General features: G+C 36.1%; 18 protein-coding genes. 6 read left to right on the top strand and 12 right to left on the bottom strand.

Features of this window, described 5'->3' with window-relative positions:
* The first annotated feature begins 477 nt into the window (after positions 1 to 477).
* Positions 478 to 939: a MerR family transcriptional regulator gene (locus BMW29_RS12705; RefSeq protein ID WP_092653956.1), complete on the top strand. Its 462-nt coding sequence runs from the start codon at positions 478 to 480 to the stop codon at positions 937 to 939.
* A complete protein-coding gene (locus BMW29_RS12700; RefSeq protein ID WP_177165784.1) occupies positions 926 to 1,591 on the top strand; it encodes an MBL fold metallo-hydrolase in 666 nt (221 codons plus the stop codon). Before BMW29_RS12705 ends, BMW29_RS12700 begins: the two co-directional genes overlap by 14 nt.
* A gap of 43 nt (positions 1,592 to 1,634) precedes the next feature.
* Here the strand turns inward: BMW29_RS12700 and BMW29_RS12695 are convergent, their stop codons facing one another.
* Together BMW29_RS12695 and BMW29_RS12690 are read right to left on the bottom strand one after the other, a co-directional pair.
* Positions 1,635 to 2,357: an amino acid ABC transporter ATP-binding protein gene (locus BMW29_RS12695; RefSeq protein ID WP_092653952.1), complete on the bottom strand. Its 723-nt coding sequence runs from the start codon at positions 2,355 to 2,357 to the stop codon at positions 1,635 to 1,637.
* Entirely contained in the window at positions 2,350 to 3,828 is a 1,479-nt protein-coding gene (locus tag BMW29_RS12690; RefSeq protein WP_092653950.1) for an ABC transporter substrate-binding protein/permease, read from the bottom strand. Before BMW29_RS12690 ends, BMW29_RS12695 begins: the two co-directional genes overlap by 8 nt.
* A 241-nt stretch (positions 3,829 to 4,069) precedes the next feature.
* On the opposite strand from BMW29_RS12690, the gene BMW29_RS12685 reads away from it, so the two are divergent.
* Positions 4,070 to 4,687: a class I SAM-dependent methyltransferase gene (locus tag BMW29_RS12685; RefSeq protein WP_092653948.1), complete on the top strand. Its 618-nt coding sequence runs from the start codon at positions 4,070 to 4,072 to the stop codon at positions 4,685 to 4,687.
* Positions 4,688 to 4,829: 142 nt separating this feature from the next.
* Here BMW29_RS12685 and BMW29_RS12680 read toward each other — a convergent pair whose 3' ends face one another.
* From BMW29_RS12680 to BMW29_RS12665, 4 genes are all read right to left on the bottom strand, one after another.
* On the bottom strand, positions 4,830 to 5,588 hold the full coding sequence (locus tag BMW29_RS12680) for a tyrosine-protein phosphatase (protein WP_177165783.1): 759 nt from the start codon (positions 5,586 to 5,588) through the stop codon (positions 4,830 to 4,832).
* Between the two features lie 17 nt (positions 5,589 to 5,605).
* Complete coding sequence (locus BMW29_RS12675; protein WP_177165785.1) at positions 5,606 to 6,307, bottom strand: MgtC/SapB family protein; 702 nt, start codon at positions 6,305 to 6,307, stop codon at positions 5,606 to 5,608.
* Positions 6,308 to 6,663: 356 nt separating this feature from the next.
* Complete coding sequence (locus tag BMW29_RS12670; protein WP_092653942.1) at positions 6,664 to 8,091, bottom strand: PTS transporter subunit EIIC; 1,428 nt, start codon at positions 8,089 to 8,091, stop codon at positions 6,664 to 6,666.
* Positions 8,088 to 9,560 carry a glycoside hydrolase family 1 protein gene (locus BMW29_RS12665; protein WP_092653940.1) on the bottom strand — a complete coding sequence of 491 codons (1,473 nt, stop codon included), beginning with the start codon at positions 9,558 to 9,560 and terminating at the stop codon, positions 8,088 to 8,090. Before BMW29_RS12665 ends, BMW29_RS12670 begins: the two co-directional genes overlap by 4 nt.
* Positions 9,561 to 9,743: 183 nt before the next feature.
* Here BMW29_RS12665 and BMW29_RS12660 point away from each other — a divergent pair, with 183 nt between their 5' ends.
* Complete coding sequence (locus BMW29_RS12660; RefSeq protein ID WP_092653938.1) at positions 9,744 to 10,514, top strand: MurR/RpiR family transcriptional regulator; 771 nt, start codon at positions 9,744 to 9,746, stop codon at positions 10,512 to 10,514.
* A 156-nt stretch (positions 10,515 to 10,670) separates the two neighbouring features.
* Entirely contained in the window at positions 10,671 to 10,835 is a 165-nt protein-coding gene (locus BMW29_RS14035; RefSeq protein WP_177165782.1) for a hypothetical protein, read from the top strand.
* Between the two features lie 2 nt (positions 10,836 to 10,837).
* Here the strand turns inward: BMW29_RS14035 and BMW29_RS12655 are convergent, their stop codons facing one another.
* From BMW29_RS12655 to hemA, 6 genes are all read right to left on the bottom strand, one after another.
* On the bottom strand, positions 10,838 to 11,365 hold the full coding sequence (locus BMW29_RS12655; protein ID WP_092653936.1) for a dihydrofolate reductase family protein: 528 nt from the start codon (positions 11,363 to 11,365) through the stop codon (positions 10,838 to 10,840).
* A 69-nt stretch (positions 11,366 to 11,434) separates the two neighbouring features.
* On the bottom strand, positions 11,435 to 13,639 hold the full coding sequence (locus tag BMW29_RS12650) for a heavy metal translocating P-type ATPase (RefSeq protein WP_092653934.1): 2,205 nt from the start codon (positions 13,637 to 13,639) through the stop codon (positions 11,435 to 11,437).
* A 24-nt stretch (positions 13,640 to 13,663) separates the two neighbouring features.
* Positions 13,664 to 13,876: a heavy-metal-associated domain-containing protein gene (locus BMW29_RS12645; RefSeq protein ID WP_092653932.1), complete on the bottom strand. Its 213-nt coding sequence runs from the start codon at positions 13,874 to 13,876 to the stop codon at positions 13,664 to 13,666.
* Between the two features lie 27 nt (positions 13,877 to 13,903).
* Positions 13,904 to 14,347, bottom strand: a complete 444-nt coding sequence (locus BMW29_RS12640) for a CopY/TcrY family copper transport repressor (RefSeq protein WP_092653930.1) — start codon at positions 14,345 to 14,347, stop codon at positions 13,904 to 13,906.
* Between the two features lie 120 nt (positions 14,348 to 14,467).
* On the bottom strand, positions 14,468 to 15,760 hold the full coding sequence (hemL, locus tag BMW29_RS12635; protein WP_092653928.1) for a glutamate-1-semialdehyde 2,1-aminomutase: 1,293 nt from the start codon (positions 15,758 to 15,760) through the stop codon (positions 14,468 to 14,470).
* Positions 15,753 to 17,120 (bottom strand): glutamyl-tRNA reductase, encoded by a 1,368-nt coding sequence (gene hemA, locus BMW29_RS12630; RefSeq protein ID WP_425431609.1) that lies wholly within the window; start codon positions 17,118 to 17,120, stop codon positions 15,753 to 15,755. The genes hemL and hemA overlap by 8 nt, the downstream gene beginning before the upstream one ends.
* Positions 17,121 to 17,381: 261 nt before the next feature.
* Between hemA and adhP the strand changes: the two genes are divergently transcribed.
* Positions 17,382 to 18,416, top strand: a complete 1,035-nt coding sequence (gene adhP / locus BMW29_RS12625) for an alcohol dehydrogenase AdhP (protein WP_092653926.1) — start codon at positions 17,382 to 17,384, stop codon at positions 18,414 to 18,416.
* Positions 18,417 to 18,442: the final 26 nt, after the last annotated feature.

The following is an 18,442-nucleotide window of genomic DNA, read 5'->3' as shown; positions in this document are numbered from 1 at the left end:
AAAAAACAGTTGTTACTTGCACATTATATTATAACGATTTGAATAGTGCTGTCAATCACTGCAAAAGACTGCAATAAAAAGATTCTCCCTCATTTACTTTTAACTAAAACAAAATAAAAAAAGAAACTTGTTTTAACCTCTCAAAATTAAAACAAACTAATAATAATAATAAAATTTTATTTTTTTTATGACAACATTATTTTTTAAGTTTTTTTATATGCTATCTGTTATTATTTAATCTAAAACACAAAAAAAAAAATAGGAAAAAAAGAGAAATAATCATCAAAAAAATTTTTTTTATAAAGCAAACATTTATTATCATTATTTTCCAGAGTCATTTTTTGTATAGAAAAAAGAATTTCCCACTTAAATATAATAGAAGAAATGACAAACTAGCTAAAAGAATTTTCCCCTTGACATTGGAGTACCCTCCAATGCTAAGATAAATATAAAGTCACAAAGATAAGGAGATTAGTGATGAAAGACGACCATTGGACTATTAAATCAATAGCGAAGCTAACTTATATGAGTGTAGATACCATTCGTTATTATGAAAAAGAAGGATTATTATCCCCTAAAAGAAGTGAAAATAATTATCGTCAATACACAGCCCAGGATTTTACAACATTAAAGTATATTGCCGTTATGAAATATGCTGGTTTTTCTTTAAAAGAAATAAAAATGATTGTTCAATTGCTGAATAGTCCACCTTCAACACAATGTAATCAATCAAGTAACCAACTGCTTGCCAAGAAGAAAGCTGATTTAGAAAAAAAAGTACGCCATTATCAAATGATGCTTCAGCTATTAGGTCAAGTGCCTCTTGCTAAAAATTTTGAGGATTATATTGAAAACGAAGCAGCCATGAAGGCTCAAGGAGATGCTTTTATCGATAAAATATTCAACGACATTGGAGGAACTCAATATGAAAATCATTAAGCAGAAGCAGCAGCTTATGTGTATTACCATGCCTAGATTTTTCCCAATCAATGCTTATTTAATTTTGGAAGATTCTTTTTGTACCTTAATTGATTGTAGTAAAAAAGGCATGGGAGCTAAATTAATCCAAGCCATTCAGTCAACAAATTTACCTTTAAAGCATATTATCCTAACACATGCGCATAGTGATCATATTGGAGATGTTGCATTGATTAAAAAAGCTTTTCCTCAGGCTCAAGTGATGATTTCAGCAACTGAAATGAAGCAGCTCCAAGCTGGAACAAAAGGGTTAACACCTCTTCCTTTACAGCCAGATATTCTGCTAAATGAAAATGACCGAGTGGGTGCATTGCTTGTCAAAGAAACACCTGGACATACTCTTGGTTCGATTTCACTGATTGATACCCGTAATCAACATGCTTTTGTCGGTGATTTAATTCAAACGGCTGGTGGTGCTGCGATTGCTGGAGATAAGAGATGGTTATTTCCTTTCCCAGCCTATGCCACAATGGATCAAAAACTGGCGATTCAGTCATTTAAACAGCTTGTAACAGAGCCTATTACTGCTTTTTATAGTGGACATGGTCAAGCACTTTTAGGTAATCAAAATGAGACTTTGGAAAAAATGATTGCTCGTGCTGAAAAAAAATAAAAAGATAGCGATTCAATACGAAAGTATCTGAATCGCTATCTTTTTATAATATTTTATTTAAAAAATCTTGTGTTCTTTCATGCTGAGGATGGTCAAATATCTCTTCTGGTGTCCCCTGTTCCACAATCACACCATCTGCCATGAATAAAACACGATCTGCAACTTCTTTGGCAAAGCCCATTTCATGTGTTACAACGACCATTGTCATTCCTGACTCGGCTAAATCTTGCATAACCTTTAATACTTCCCCTACCATTTCAGGATCCAGTGCTGAGGTTGGTTCATCAAAGAGCATTACTTCTGGTTGCATAGCAAGTGCTCTTGCAATTGCCACACGCTGTTGCTGTCCTCCAGAAAGGTTACCAGGATAGGCTTCTGCTTTATCTGATAAGCCAACCTTTTCAAGTAGACTTAATGCGGTTTGATTCGCTTCTGCTTCACTCATCCCTTTGACTTTAATTGGTGCGATTTCTAAGTTTTTAATAATTGACATATGGGGGAAAAGATTAAAACTTTGGAATACCATCCCCATTTTTTCACGCAATTGATTAATATTGGTTTTTGAATCGGTAATATCAATGCCTTCAAAGGTAATCACACCACTAGTTGGCTCTTCTAATAAATTCAAACAGCGTAAAAAGGTACTTTTCCCTGAGCCAGAAGGGCCAATAATCACCACGACTTCGCCTTTTTGAATGTCTTCAGTAATGCCCTTTAAAACGGTTTGTTTACCAAAGGATTTTGTTAATTCTTTTGTTTTAAGCATGATTTAACTTCCTTTCATAGAAATTCAGTAATTTGGTTAAGCTAAAGGTTAAGATGAAATAAATGACCATTGTGACTGCAATTGGCGCAATCGCTTGATAGGTAATCCCACGAACAACGCTGGTTTGGAAAATGAGATCACTCACACCAATAATGGAAACGACTGAACTTTCCTTAATGACTGAAATAAATTCATTTCCTAATGCTGGCCAAATATTTTTTAGTGCTTGAGGGAAAATAATATAACGCATCGCTGTTTTTTGTGTCATGCCTAAGCTTCTCGCAGCTTCTACCTGTCCCTGTTCCACCGCGTTAATTCCTGAACGCACAATTTCACAAACATAAGCACCACTATTTAGGGAGACTGCTATAATCCCTGCAATCATCGCTGGAATATTCACAATATAGCCTAAGCCGAAATAGATGAACATGACTTGAATCATCATCGGTGTGCCACGAACAAATTCAACATAAGCGGAGGCTGGGATACGAATCAATTTTCTTGGAGAAAGACGCATCAAAGCAAGGAAAAAGCCTAAGATACTCCCAAAAATTACACTGACTCCTGCAATTAAAACGGTATTTCCTGTTCCGGTTAAATAGTATTGCCAATAATTAATTAAAGGTGTAGCTGCTTGTTTTTCACCATCAGCTGCAGGTGTTTCTGTATATTGATCAACTTCGCTTAAATAGTCTGCAATTTTGTTTTCTGCTTTAATAGTCGCTAAGGTATCATTAATGGCTGCAATTAATGAAGGCGAGCCTTTTTTAACCGCAATCGCTGAGCCCTGTTGTGCCACATCTAATTGAAAGCCTGGGTCAACTGCTAACACATCTGAATTGCTTTTTGCATATTCTAATGCACTAGGTTCTTCTAAAACGACTGCATCAACTTTCTTGGTTGTTAAGGCTAAAACTAAATCTGTTACTTTAGCTAATCCTTGGATATTGGGCTCTTTAATTTGTTCTTTTGCTGCGGCTTCTTGCATCGTGCTTTTTTGAACACCAATTTTTCGACCGGCTAAATCATCTAGATTTTGATACTTTCCTTCATCTTCTTTACGGACTAAAAGAAATTGTCCGCCAGTATAATAGATATCTGAAAAATCGACACTGTTTTGTCGCTCTGGCGTTGGGTTCATCCCTGCCATAATGATATCTACCTTTCCTGTTTCTAATGCGGCAAGTAACCCGTCAAAATCCATATCTCTGAATTCTAACTTCACGCCTAAATCTTTTGCAATTTGCTCTGCAATTTTGACATCCATCCCAACAATTGTATCTTTCCCATCAATGATGGTATGAAATTCATAAGGGGGATAGTCAGCACTTGTGCCAATGATTAGTGTTCCTTTATCTTTGATGTCTTGTAATGATGTGTCTTCTTTAGCAAAGACAGGTGCAACAAATAGTAACTGCATCAGCACAATCAGACTGACTAGCATCGAACGTATGAGTCCTTTTCTTTTCATCCAAATAACCTCTTTCATTTTTTAAATTATAGCTATCATACTACTATAACAGTATATATGCAATGATTATTCATTAAAAAGGGAATATTTTTTATTTTTATACACCGTTTATTCATTTAAATTGTTTTTATGCACAAATGATGTATTTTTAATGCATAATTTAAATTCAGCTTTAAGACTGATGGTAACTTATCCTACCTATGATAAAATAAAACAAAACCACTAAAAGGAGTTACACCATATGTTAATTTGGATTGGCAGTTTATTACTACTTGGTACCCTCTTATTTTATTATCTATTACAACAATCAAAAAAGCCATCAGGTAGGGTCGGTATTTTTATGATGCGCTTATGGAATAAAGTTTATATGCCACTTGTTAAATGGAGTCTAACCATGACTTCTTCCATCAAGAAAGGAAATAAGATACTCGATATTGGGGTTGGTAATGGTGCATCCAGCCGTTATCTTAGTACGTTAGCCTCAGAGATTCAGGTCACAGGAATTGATATTTCGAAGCAAGCCATTACAAGTGCTCAAAAATTACAGTCAGAAGCGAATATTGACTATCAAATAATGGATGTTCAAGACCTTGCTTTTGACAATCAATCCTTTGATCTCATTACAGCTTTCCAAACCCATTTTCATTGGCCGAATTTGACTAAAAGCTTGCAGGAAATCCATCGGGTACTAAAAAAAGATGGACGTGTCATTTTTGCAAGTGAGACAGCTAAAATTCAGTATTTTTTACCAAGACACAAACAGCCTACACAATTCGAAAAAGAATTAAAAGCCTTAAACTTTCATCATTTTACTGTTCATCAAACAGCGCAATGGACCTGTTATATCTTTACTAAATAGGCAAGTATTGATAAATAAAAAATGGTTGGGACAAAACGCAAAGGTTTTAGCCCAACCATGTAGATTGCTTCTATATAAAAGTTAGGTATAACATCCTACACTTGGCCATCAACATTCTTAAAGTAAAAAATTTGAATCTATATTATGGCTCTAAATAAATCGCTTGTAAGGCTTCAACTTCATGAGGATGGATGCCTAAGCCATTTTGAATATAGGCAGAAAAAGAGCCAAATTTATCAAGCATGGTATCATAGGCATGTTTTAAATAGTCTTGTTTAACTGTCATCACATCATTTAAAGCTAGCAATGCCTCACCTTCCACACCTTTTTGGCGAGCCTCCTCAATCATCAAAGCATTGGCTGCTTTTCTTTCTTCATTTGTCTTCAAATAATCTTGGATAATATCTTGATCATTTACGCCTAACAGCTTCAACACAATCGCTGCTGCTACACCTGTGCGGTCTTTTCCAGCAAAACAATGGAATAATAAGGAACCCTCTTTTTCAGTAATTAAATGCTGAATTAATTTACGATACCCTTCATGAGCAGTCTCTTCTGTCATCAAATGATAGTAAATTTCCATCATCATTTCATCTGCCTGAGCACGATTCATTGAATGACTTAAATTTTCTTGACTTGCTGTTTTTTCATTTAAACGCTTCATCACATCCACTTGTTCATAATAGACATTATGTAACACATCATCTGGTTTTTCAGTTACTTCTTTGTCCCCTCGAAAATCAATGATTTTTTTTAAGCGATAATCTTGGACTAATTTATTTTTATCCTGCTCACACAAATTAATCACTTCTCCTGAACGCAAAATCTTCTTTGTTTTGACTTTGCGTCCATCCTCTGTTAAATAGCCACCAATGTCTCGAAAGTTTACTAATGTTTCCAAATTAAATCGCTCCTTTATTAAAGTGTTATTAAACGAATCTTTGTTACATTCTTATTTTTAGAGATATCTTCAATAATATCTGTATAAGACAGGCCTTTGGGTAATTCTACTGTATAAATATTGGTATAAATTCTAAAATCTGCATGTAAATCCACACTGAAATTCACATCTCGTACTTCCACATGACTATCTTCAAAGTATTGTGTTAAAAATTCTTTTGTTTCCACACGATGAACATACTTGACTTCTAATTTTTTCAATGTTGGAATATTGATAATTTTTTTGAGAAACGTCAAGACAACTAAAATTGCAATAAATCCGGCAATCGCAATTTCATAATAGCCCATTCCAATCGCAATCCCTAACCCTGCTACTGCCCATAGTGAGGCTGCTGTTGTTAAGCCAGAGACAGAACGCTTGGTTACCACAATTGTTCCAGCACCTAGAAAACCAATGCCACTGACAACTTGTGCAATTAATCTTGCTTGGTCAGAACGAAGCACTCCTGATAGCTCAGGGTGTGCCATTGCTGTATCCAATGCATGAATCGAAATTTGTGTTTGCACCATTGCAATTACTGTTGCACCTAAACAAACTAAAATATGGGTTCTAATACCTGCTGGTCTATTTTTAAATTCTCTGTCAAATCCAATGATGCCTGATACTAAAGCTGCGAGAATTAAACGAATAATGATTTCATGTAATACCATTTTGTGAATCCTTCTTTCTTTCCCTTATTGAGTAAAATAACTCATGCTCATCAGGCTTTTCTACCCTATTAGTATATGCCTTATTTTTTTTATTTTCAACTTCCCTTCTTTCTTCAAAAACCCAGGATAAGCTTAACCCATCCATCCTTTACTATTTATTTTACAAAACCTTTCATCTTTAGTCACACTTTCTTCATATTTATCACGTAATATAGTCCTTGTAACCAACAACAAACTTTTTTCATTTTCTTCTTTTTCCTAAATAGAAAAAGAAACTCCTTGTTAACATTATTTCCAACCAAAGTAGTGTTAATCACAAAAAGTCCTTCGTTTAAACGAAGGGCTTTTTGTTTGATACTGATTAGCTATCCCATAACAGCTTCTAACTGGTTGTCTTCCTCAGATTCAGGAATATCTTCAAAACCGAGTACAAGTGTTGCAATAAAACTCACAACTCCGGCAATGACCATTGCAATAACTGCATGCCATAAATTCGATAAATTACTTGGTTCAGCTGGATTAATCCACATTGGTAATGAAATAATCCCTGGTGTCATAAAGACATACGCATGGATGCCAACAATCCCTGCATATAAACCACCTGCAAAGCCACCAATCATGCAAGCATACATTGGTTTTTTCAGTTTCAATGTAGCACCATATAAACAAGGCTCGGTAATCCCAGCAAAGAAAGCTGTTAAGCTGGCAGAAATAGCTGTGCCCTTAAAGGCTTTATTTTTTGTTTTAAGTGCAATCGCTAAGGTTGCTGAAGCTTGTGTGATATTATGCAGTAAGGTTAAGACACGTGTAAACGGATCAAAACCATTTTTATTAATCGCTTCTAATCCTGCAATTGCTAAAGCAGAATGCATCCCTGTTGTCACAATCCATGGATAAATCATCGCAAAGATAGCAATCGACAAAAAGCCAAGCTTTCCACTTAAGAAGAAGATTACTTCTGATAAGCCAAGTGAGACATAAGACATCGCTGGCCCAATCACAATCATTGTCAAAGGAACAACTATTAAAATACTAAGTAAAGGGCTCATAAAACGTTGAATCGATACCCATAGATGCTTATCAAGAAATCGACCAACATGGGATAAAACCCAAACTGCTAGAATTGCTGGAATGATAGTACTTGTATAAGAGAAGGAAATAACTGGAATTCCAAACAAAGCAATTTTCCCACCACTTTTGATCATTTCTACAAATACTGGATGAATTAAAGCACAACCTAGCAAGGCCGCTAGATACATATTGGCTTTAAATTGTTTTGCTGCTGAGATAGCGACAAACACTGGTAAGAAATAAAAGGCTGAATCAAAGATGAATAATAATATCTGATAGGTTTGTGATTGGTCAGACAAAACATTGGCCATTTTTAATATTAGAACAAGACATTTCCCCATTCCTCCAGCTACAAGTACAGGAATTAAAGGCGTAATACTACCAACTAAGGCACCTAGTAAACGAGAGAAAATATTTTGCTTTGGTGTTTCACTTTTTTTAGCCGAAGTAGGTGCTTTGACTTGCCCGGCTGACGGTTGATCCACAAGCTCTTGAAATTGCTCATACACACGATTCACTCGATTCCCAATAATCACCTGATATTGCTCTCCTTGCTGAACAAGACCTAATACACCCTCAATTTTTTTAATCGCTTCTTCATCAATCTTCGTTTGATCTAAAGGAACAATGCGCAAGCGTGTCGCACAATGCCATGATTTTTCTACATTTCCAGCGCCACCAACTGTTTCTAAAATTTTCTTAGCAAGTTCTTTTTCATTCATTTTGATGAGTCTCCTTCCTCTTCAAACAAATTAGCTCCTTGACTATTAATGACTTCTTGATACCAATAAAAGCTTTTCTTGGGAATACGTTTCAGCGTGCCAGTTCCTTGATTATCTAAATCAACATAAATAAATCCGTAGCGTTTTTCCATTTCTGCTGAGGAAGAGCTCACAATATCAATAATTCCCCAAGTTAAATAACCCATTACTGCAATATGATCTTGATTGATGACATGAGTTAATTCTTTTAAATGCTTCCGATGATAGTCAATACGGTAATCATCCAAAATTTGACCATCACTTGTTACCACATCTTTTGCACCTAGGCCATTTTCTACAATAAACAATGGTACTTCAAAACGATTATACAAATCCTGACAAATCATTCTTAAGCCTAAAGGATCTACTTGCCATCCCCAATCAGTCGATTCTAAATAAGGATTTTTAATGCCAGAAATCGTATTTCCTGCAGCTGTTGGCTGGTCTTTTTCAATGCCTTGTGTAATCGACATATAGTAACTAAAAGCTAAGAAATCACAATGATTCGTAGCTAATACCTGTTTGTCCTCTTCCGTAAAATCAAGCTGCAAAGTTTCTTTTAGCATTGCTTCAACCGCTTTAGGATAGTGGCCTTTAATTTGGACATCGCCAGATAAATACATATAATGACGCATTTGCTGTGCCTTATCATTATCTTCTGGTCTACAAGTATAGGGGTAAGCCATAATTCCAGTTAACATGCATCCAATTTGAGCTGTTTTATCAATGCGATGACACAATTCGACGACCTTGGCACTTGCTACATATTGGTAGTGCATTGCTTGATACATTGTTCTTTTATCTTTAGCATCGGCTGTCAATCCAGCACTTACAAATGGATGCCGTAAGACACTGTCAATTTCGTTAAAAGGAATCCAATAATGCACCAATTCGTGGAATTCTTCAAAAACAACTTGGCAATAATGAACAAAATAATCCATTACTTTCCTGTCTTGCCAACCACCAAAAGCTTCAACTAAATAAAGTGGCATCTCATAATGAGAAAGTGTCACCAATGGTTCAATTCCATATTTTTGACATTCCATAAAAATATCACGATAAAAATCAAGTCCAGCTTGATTTGGCTTCTCCTCATCTCCTCTAGGAAACAAACGAGCCCATGAAATAGAAAGTCTAAAAGTATTGATATTCATTTCTGCAAGTAAACGAATATCCTCTTGATATCGATGATAAAAATCAATTCCTATCCGTTTTGGAAAAAGTTTATCATTGGTGTTTTTTAAATGATGTTGTATGTCTTCAATAGATGTCTCATCTGTATAATTTGCAATATCTAGATTATTTTTACACATCATGACATCAGCAACAGATGGCCCTTTGCCAGATTGATTCCAAGCTCCTTCTGCTTGATTGGCTGAAATCGCTCCTCCCCACAAAAAATTAGAAGGAAAAGTCTTTATTTGTTTCATTGTCATCACCTCAATTTAAGTAGTACAATCACAACGAAATGTTTGCGCTTACATTTGTCACCCACAGTATAGCACCATGTTTCTTTTTGTGCAACGGTTCATTTCGAATTTTAAAAATTGTGCAATTGACCAATTGTTTAAAATATGATTTAATAGAGATAATGAGAGGTAGGTCTGTCTATTATGATAAATCTAATGCAATTAATTAAAGATCACTATGATCAATACACACCTCAAGAAAAAATTGTTGCTGATAATTTACTTGAGTTTCCACGTTTTATTTTAGAAAAAAATATTTCCAGCTTAGCTGCAAGCATTAATGTTTCACGCAACTCTATTACACGCTTTTGTAAAACATTAGGATTTAGCGGTTATACTGAATTTAAATACGAGTTCTCCAAATATATTACACAACAAAGTGATCGAAAAAATCAGAAACAAACTGGACTTGTAGCAGATATTATTGAAGCCTATAAAGGAAAATTGGATGAAATCCCTGCACAAAATTTTATTCAAGATGAGGATGTTTTTTATTTGGCAGAAGAGATTTGTAAAGCTTCTTCTGTTAAAATCATCGGGACTGGCAAATCTGTGCCCCCCGCGCTACAGCTAAAATATAGTTTACAAACCTTGGAAGTCTATGTGCAAATGATGGATTCTCTTTATTTTTCTGATGATTTGAGCTTCTTATTCAATGAGGATGATGTTGTATTGGTTTATTCTGTTTCAGGCAAAAGTCTTGCTACAAATCAAGTTTTAGCTGGTGCCTTGAAGGCAAAGGCCAAGGTCTTTATGATTACAACAGCAAAAAAACTCAGCTTAGATGTTGAGAAAATGCTGATTTTACCCAACGTGAGTAAAAATAATCCGTTTATTTTTAGCAATCACACCTTGTTTTATATTTTTAATGATTTGCTATGTAATGCTATTAGTTATTATAAAAAAGAGGCTTAAAAAAAATTTAAATAATTCTCTTTACAATAAAAAATCCCTTTATTCTTAGAGGGATTTTTTATTGTGCTACGATTTCCCCGTCTGAAATGTAAAATACTCTTTACATAAATTGTAAAACATTTTATACTTTTTTTATTAATGAAAGGAGCTACATACATGAATGAATTTTATTTAAAACATCTAATTGGTATGCTAGTAGCACTAATTCCAATCATACTTGTCTTTACACTATTCAAAGCAGGTGATGAAAGGAACGAATTTATTAAAAAGAATAAACAACAAAACCAGCATGAGCGCATTCATGCTGGTCTTGTTGATTGATGCTATTTTTTACAATAATGCAGTTGTACAAATTCGCCATATTGCTTCATACTTAACAATTCAAGGCGCTCTGTCTGGTTCATTTTTCCAAATAAGGGAATGCCTTTTCCTAATAACCAAGGGGCAACAGTCACAATCCATTCATCAACTAAATCAGCTTGTTGAAATAGCTCAATGACTTGATTCCCACCAACTAACCAGATATCTTTACCAGGTTGCTGTTGTAAATCTTTCACAAATTGCAAAGACTGGTCATGAATAAAGGTCACATTTTGATCCTTAGTATTGGACTGATTGCGTGTTAATACATAATTTTCCAGTCCAGCATAAGGATAAGCTCCCTCAGTCAACTCTGCAACCTGCTGATACGTTGTATTTCCCATAATCACTGTATCTACATTGGCAATAAACTCCGTATAACCGTTATCCCCAAGCCCTGTCGTTTCTTCTAAAAAGGCAAAACTCCCCTGTTGATTCGCAATATAACCATCTAAACTCATGGCAATAAAACAAATGACTTTACGCTTCATTTAGCTTTCCCCCCTCTTTTATCCTTATTTATCATAGCATATTTCAGGAAAAAACTGAATGAAGGGGCTTTATTTTTTTAATGTTGCACGGTTTAAGCTTAATGAGTTTAACAAGACACTAACGGAGCTAAAAGCCATTGCTCCACCTGCAATGATTGGGTTTAATAAACCAAAGGCTGCAAAGGGAATCCCTACCATATTATAAATAAACGCCCAGAAAAGATTCTGTTTAATTTTACGCATGGTTTTACGAGAAAGGACGATACTTTCGCCAACAAGGTTCAAATTACCATTCATTAAGGTAATATCAGCAGTTTCCATCGCGATATCAGAACCTGTGCCCATGGCCATCCCAATATCAGCTTGAGCCAGTGCTGGTGCATCATTAATCCCATCACCGACCATTGCCACAACTTTTCTTTCACTTTGTAGTTTCTTCACGTAAGAAGATTTATCAGCTGGTAACACCTCAGCAAAAATTTGATCCTTTGTTAAACCAACTGTTGCGCCAATTGCATACGCTGTCGCTTGGTTATCGCCGGTTAACATATAAACGGCAATGCCTTCAGCTTGTAATCTTTGAATACCTTTTAATGAAGTTTCTTTCACTTGGTCAGCCACAGCAATTCCGCCGATAAGAGCGCCATCAATTGCAACAAGCATCGCTGTTTTCCCTGTTTCTTCTAGACTCTGTAATCTAGTTTCAATTGGCGTATAGTCGATTTGTTCTTCATCCATCAGACGACGTGAACCAATTTTCACTTTCATACCATTTATTTCGCCTTCAATTCCTGATCCAACAGCAGCTTTGAAATTGACAACTTCTGGTAGCGTCACTTGTTGCGCCATTCCGTGTTTATAAATCGCAACGCCCAGTGGATGCTCAGAATTTTGCTCCATTGCCGTAGCAATTTCTAATAAGTTTGTTTCTGAATAATCTGTATTTGGTACAGTGAAAACATCTGTTACTTCTGGTTTTCCTTTTGTAATCGTTCCAGTTTTATCTAAAATAACAGCAGTAATAGTCGCTGTTTTTTCAAGGTATTCTCCACCTTTGATTAAGATGCCATTTTTAGCACCGAGGCCTGTTCCTACCATAATCGCAGTCGGTGTTGCTAAGCCTAGCGCACATGGACAAGCGATGACTAGGACTGCAACAGCATGAATAATTGCTGTTTCCCATGAACCAGTTAACCAACCTGTAATTAAGAATGTGAACAAGGCAATGACTAACACAATAGGTACAAAAATAGCAGAAATACGGTCAGCAATTTGTTGAATTGGCGCTTTTGTCCCTTGTGCTTCTTCCACCATCCGAATGATTTGTGCCAGCGCTGTTTCACTTCCTACTCGTTTTGCTTCCATTGTGACAGCACCACTAGCATTTAATGTTCCTCCAACTAAAGCGTCACCTTCTCTTTTTTCAACAGGTAAGCTTTCCCCTGTGACCATACTTTCATCAAAAGAAGATTGACCAGTTAAAATCACACCATCAACAGGAACCTGTTCACCAGGGCGAATACGAACAATATCGCCAGCAATAACGGATTCAATTGGCACATCTTGTTCTTGACCATCACGCATCACACGAGCTGTTTTTGCCTGTAACGCCATTAATTTCTTAATCGCATCACTGGTTTTTCCTTTTGCACCATGCTCCATATATTTTCCAAGCAAGATTAAAGCAATAATCACAGCACTTGATTCAAAATAAAGCGCATGACTTGTTTGACTAATAAACCCATTATAAACACTTAATAGATAAGCCGCAGTTGTTCCCATAGCAACTAACACATCCATATTTGGTGAACCTGCTTTAATCGCTTTATAGGCATTTTTATAAAATCTTGCTCCAATCACAAATTGCACAGGTGTGGTTAAAATCAGCTGAACAATAGGCTGATGAAAGAATGCAACAATTGGTTGACTATGAAAACCAGCTAAATCAAAAAACATCGCAATGACCATTGGTGCGGCTAAAATGCTCGCAAAAATGAGTTGATACTTTAAGGTATTGATTTCTTTTATTTTTGCTTCTTTTGCAGCTTCTTGATGACTTTCATCATATAAAATCGCCCCATAACCAATAGCTTTTACACTTTGAATCAGACTATCAACTGTTGCTTCCGTTTGCTCAAAAGTAACGGTCGCCTTTTCTGTCGCTAAGTTTACCACAGCTTTATCTACTCCTGGCTGTTTATTTAATTCTTTTTCAATCGCTGCAGCACAATTGGCACAGGTCATCCCTGTTAAGGTAAATTGATTGGTTTCCATTTGCTTCACTTCTCCTTAACCGTTTTATTCAGGCTGAGCTTCATAACCCGTCTCTTTAATCACAGCCACTAATTGTTCAACTGTAACCTCTGCTGGTTCAAATTTAATTTTGGCTTGTTCTTTTTTCAAATTCACTTTTGCTTTTGCAACACCTGCAGTTCCTTCTAACGCATCTGTTACACGCTTTACACAGTGCTCACAAGACATTCCTGTTACCTTAACCATTGTTTTTTCCATCATTCATCGCTCCCTTTTTTAATCCATTTATTTTGTTAAATGACAAGCACATTGACCAGGTACACAATTACAGGGTACTTTGTCCACAGCCTCCACTTTTTTCTTCGCTATTATTTGCTCCAATAAAGCTACATCCGCATGACTTAAAGTCGCCTGATCCAACAAATCAGCAATGGTCTGTCCTACCTTTCGATGACATATATGCGCCAATAAATTATTCGAGGCTAAACGAATCGTTTCTTCTTCAGTGATATTGGGATGATAAATAAATTTATTGCCTAGACTACTTGTTGTTAAGCTTTCTTTTTTAACCAGCCTACCTAATAAAGTCTTAATGGTTGCAGGCTTCCATTGATATTTATGCTCAAGTGCTTGAATGACTTGCTGACTTGTTGCTTCATTAGAGGCCCAAATAACCCGCATCACTTCCCACTCTGCTTCAGTAATTTTGTTCTTTTCTGTCGTTTGCATCTTGCTTCTCTCCTTTTACGATTACATATGTAAACGTTCATCTCTAAATAGAGTTTACAATCGTAAACGGAAAAAGTCAACAAAAAAACACCCAATTTTTAAAATTAGGTGTTTTAAGAGTTATACCAAGCGTTTAAAGCTTGTTTCCATCGCTTCTAATGTTCGTTCAATATCTGTTAGGGTATGAGCTTTTGATAAAAAGATACCTTCAAATTGTGACGGTGGTAAGAAAATGCCCTGATCCGCCATTTCTTTATAATAACGACTAAAGAAAGCAGTATCGCTTGCTTTACTATCCTGATAATTTTGAACAGGTCCTTCATTGAAGAACATCCCAATCATACTCCCCGCACGATTGACTGTAATTGGTACTTGATATCTTTGACTCAAGGTCGCAATACCCGTTTCTAAAGTTGTACCTAGTGATTCAAAATAAAGATAATCTTCCTTTGTTAAATGAGTTAAAGTTGCATAGCCTGAAGCCATTGCAATTGGATTACCTGATAAGGTACCTGCTTGGTAAACTTGTCCTGCCGGTGCCATCTGCTCCATGATTTCACGTTTCCCACCATAAGCACCAACTGGAACACCTCCACCAATGACCTTACCTAAGCAAGTCAAATCTGGTATCACCCCATAATAACCCTGAGCACTTTCATAACCCACTCTAAAGCCAGACATCACTTCATCAAAAATCAATAAAGCCCCATCTTTTTCAGTAACGGTTCTTAGGCCTTCCAAAAAGCCAGGAACAGGTGGTATCACACCCATATTCCCTGCAACTGGCTCGACAATCACTGCTGCAATTTGCTCTGGATATAAATGAAAAACTTCTGCTACTGCAGCTAAATCATTATAAGGTGCAACCAAGGTATTACTTGTTGTATTTTTCGGCACACCTGGTGAATCTGGTAGTCCAAGTGTGGCAACACCAGAACCTACTTTTACTAAGAGCGCATCATCATGTCCATGATAACTACCTTCTAATTTTAAAATTTTATCTCTCTTTGTATAACCGCGAGCTAAACGTAAAGCACTCATAGTAGCTTCCGTTCCAGAGTTAACAAAACGAACCATTTCAACAGAAGGAACACGCGCAATGACTAATTTAGCCAATTCATTTTCCATCAGCGTTGGTGCACCAAAACTGGTTCCTTTCGCTGCTGCCATTTGAATGGCTTCAACAACTGCTGGATGGGCATGCCCTAAAATTAAAGGACCCCAAGAGAGCACATAATCAATATAACGGTTGCCATCTACATCAAAAATATGACTGCCTTTACCATGATCCATGACAATCGGTGGCACATCCACAGATTTAAACGCACGAACTGGGCTATTTACCCCACCCGGCATTAAATCCAAGGCTTCAGCAAAGATTTTTTGTGATGTTTCAGTTGGACGATTACTCATCTGCTTCACTTTCCTTTTCTGGCTGTTCTTTACTTATTTTAAGACCAAAGAATTTGCCATAAATATCTAAATAATCTTGTTTATTTTCAGATTTCTCCATTTTAGCGGCTTCTTTCATGGCTTGAATCGGTGACCGACTTAAATGATTGATAATACTTGCCATATGCTTATCAATGACTTCATATTCATGGGTTGAAAGCTCAGGCAATTTCTGTTGAATACTTTTTAGCGTTCTATCCTTTAATAATGTATTACGACTTCTAATTTCATTTAAATAAGGAACAGCTTTTCTTTCACGATACCAAAAAGAAAACTTTTCTAATTCTTCTTCTAATTCCTCTTTAATGGTTTTGATGACTTCTTCTCGTACTTCATTGGTTTTTCCATTTTGAGCACTAATTTGATCCATATCTAAAATCGTACAGCCTTCAAATAAAATACTCTTAGGATCAATCATTCGTGGCACAGATAAATCTAATAACAAGAGCGATTTCTCCGTTTTACGAATTTCTGCTACTTTTTCTAGTAGCTCTGGGGTAATCAGATACCCATCAGCAGAAGCCGCAACAACCGCAACATCGGCTTTTGCCAAAATAACAGGTAAGCTTTTTAATTCAAAAGGACTAAAATAGCGACGTAGCTTGTCTGGATGATGTAAAGAGCTGGTATATTCATTCATTTCATCAGAAACTTTCTCAGCATGTGCTAAGGTCCGATTCACAATGGATACTTGCTCTACCTTTTGTTTGGCTAGTTGATTGGCGACAATTTGAATCATTTCTCCTGCACCAACTAACACAATGCGCTTATCTACTAAATCTTCAAATTCTGCATTCATGATTTTTACGGCAGCAGTACTTGGACTAAAGCTCACTTGATCAATTTTAGTTGTGGTATGCATGCGTTTAGCAAAAGCAATTGCCTTATTAAAAAGGCTGCTTAAAATAGGCCCAACAGCATGATGCTTTTGACTTTCTGCTAAAGCTTTTTTGACTTGTCCCAAAATTTGGGTTTCACCAATCATTAAAGAATCTAAGCCAGTGGTCACATGAAATAAATGCTCCCCAACATCATTATTTGATTTACCATAGCTTGTCGAAATAACTTCAGAAACATCAAAACCTGTATATTCAGCAATATATCTTAACATCTCACCATGCATAAAAGTTGTTTCATCTACATATAAGTAGTACTCCGTTCGATTACATGTTGAAAGGATAACAACTTCTGTTACACCATCAAATTGGGTAATATCTTGATATTGAGTTGCAATTAAATCCTGTGGAATGACATACTTTTCTCTTATTTGAATGGGTGTTGATTTATGACTAACACCATATAATAAAATTTTCAAAATCATCATCCTTTATTTTATCTTCTCTATTTGATTCTTTATTGTTTTCATTTTTTTGTCTACATTAGATTATAACATAAAATTGGCTAGAAATTGGAATAATCCCATGGTTTTCATTCAAAAGGATGGCTTTGCTTCTTTGTTCCCTAACAAAAAATGTCATTATTTTCCTGTTTTACCTCAAAATAATCGTTGTTTGTCCATGAAAATAGGCGTACAATAAAAATAGATAGTGAAGTTATTCACAATTAAAAGGAGATGCATCATATGAAAGCAGCAGTTGTAACAGATAATAGCAATGGAAAAGTTGAGATAAAAGACGTACAGTTAAGAGATTTAAAAGCAGGTGAAGCTTTAGTAGATGTGGAATATTGTGGCGTTTGTCATACAGATTTACATGTCGCTCATGGCGATTTTGGTGAAGTACCAGGACGTGTTATTGGACATGAAGGAATTGGCATTGTCAAAGAGGTGGCTCCTGATGTTACCAATTTAAAAGTTGGCGATCGTGTCAGTATCGCTTGGTTCTTTGAAGGCTGTGGTACTTGTGAGTATTGTACAACTGGTCGTGAAACCTTCTGTCGTGAAGTAAAAAATGCTGGTTTTAGCGTAGATGGTGCAATGGCTGAACAATGTATTGTTTCTGCTAACTACGCAGTGAAGGTTCCTGAAGGCTTAGATCCTGCTCAAGCAAGTAGTATTTCTTGTGCCGGTGTTACTTGTTATAAAGCGATTAAAGTTTCTCATGTTCATCCAGGAGAATGGATTGCGATTTATGGAATTGGTGGTTTAGGAAACTTAGCCATTCAATATGCTAAAAATGTTTTTAATGCAAAAGTCATTGCCATTGATATTAACGATGACAAATTAACCTTTGCAAAAGAATTAGGTGCAGATTTAGTTTGTAACCCATTAACAGATGGTGATGCTGGCGAATGGATTCAAAAAGCAGTTGGTGGTGCCCATGCAGCAGTTGTAACAGCCGTTTCAAAAGTAGCCTTTAACCAAGCTGTTAATTCAGTTCGTGCTGCTTCTAGAGTTGTTGCTGTTGGTCTTCCTCCTGAAACAATGGACTTAGCAATTGTTAAAACGGTTTTAGATGGCATTGAAATTGTGGGTTCACTTGTTGGAACAAGAAAAGATTTAGAAGAAGCTTTCCAATTTGGCGCAGAAGGTAAAGTTGTTCCTGTGGTTGAAACGCGTTGCTTAAATGAAGTAAATGAAATCTTTGAAGAAATGGAACAAGGAAAAATCAAAGGACGTATGGTCGTTGATATGAAGAAAAAATGTGACCATTGCTAATTGAAATTTAAGCCAGCAATCTATTA

This window comes from Isobaculum melis, from assembly GCF_900111355.1.
In the GTDB taxonomy this organism is placed as follows: Bacteria; Bacillota; Bacilli; order Lactobacillales; family Carnobacteriaceae; genus Isobaculum; species Isobaculum melis.
Note: the sequence above shows the minus strand (reverse complement) of the source record. Positions and strands in the feature narration are given on the sequence as shown.

Bases quoted from the DNA above. Each gene is read 5' to 3' on its own strand.
- BMW29_RS12705 (WP_092653956.1), top strand. From the start codon at position 478: ATGAAAGACGACCATTGGACTATTAAATCAATAGCGAAGCTAACTTAT.
- BMW29_RS12700 (WP_177165784.1), top strand. From the start codon at position 926: ATGAAAATCATTAAGCAGAAGCAGCAGCTTATGTGTATTACCATGCCT.
- BMW29_RS12695 (WP_092653952.1), bottom strand. From the start codon at position 2,357: ATGCTTAAAACAAAAGAATTAACAAAATCCTTTGGTAAACAAACCGTT.
- BMW29_RS12690 (WP_092653950.1), bottom strand. From the start codon at position 3,828: ATGAAAAGAAAAGGACTCATACGTTCGATGCTAGTCAGTCTGATTGTG.
- BMW29_RS12685 (WP_092653948.1), top strand. From the start codon at position 4,070: ATGTTAATTTGGATTGGCAGTTTATTACTACTTGGTACCCTCTTATTT.
- BMW29_RS12670 (WP_092653942.1), bottom strand. From the start codon at position 8,091: ATGAATGAAAAAGAACTTGCTAAGAAAATTTTAGAAACAGTTGGTGGC.
- BMW29_RS12665 (WP_092653940.1), bottom strand. From the start codon at position 9,560: ATGAAACAAATAAAGACTTTTCCTTCTAATTTTTTGTGGGGAGGAGCG.
- BMW29_RS12660 (WP_092653938.1), top strand. From the start codon at position 9,744: ATGATAAATCTAATGCAATTAATTAAAGATCACTATGATCAATACACA.
- BMW29_RS14035 (WP_177165782.1), top strand. From the start codon at position 10,671: ATGAATGAATTTTATTTAAAACATCTAATTGGTATGCTAGTAGCACTA.
- BMW29_RS12655 (WP_092653936.1), bottom strand. From the start codon at position 11,365: ATGAAGCGTAAAGTCATTTGTTTTATTGCCATGAGTTTAGATGGTTAT.
- BMW29_RS12650 (WP_092653934.1), bottom strand. From the start codon at position 13,639: ATGGAAACCAATCAATTTACCTTAACAGGGATGACCTGTGCCAATTGT.
- BMW29_RS12645 (WP_092653932.1), bottom strand. From the start codon at position 13,876: ATGGAAAAAACAATGGTTAAGGTAACAGGAATGTCTTGTGAGCACTGT.
- BMW29_RS12640 (WP_092653930.1), bottom strand. From the start codon at position 14,347: ATGCAAACGACAGAAAAGAACAAAATTACTGAAGCAGAGTGGGAAGTG.
- hemL (WP_092653928.1), bottom strand. From the start codon at position 15,760: ATGAGTAATCGTCCAACTGAAACATCACAAAAAATCTTTGCTGAAGCC.
- hemA (WP_425431609.1), bottom strand. From the start codon at position 17,120: ATGATTTTGAAAATTTTATTATATGGTGTTAGTCATAAATCAACACCC.
- adhP (WP_092653926.1), top strand. From the start codon at position 17,382: ATGAAAGCAGCAGTTGTAACAGATAATAGCAATGGAAAAGTTGAGATA.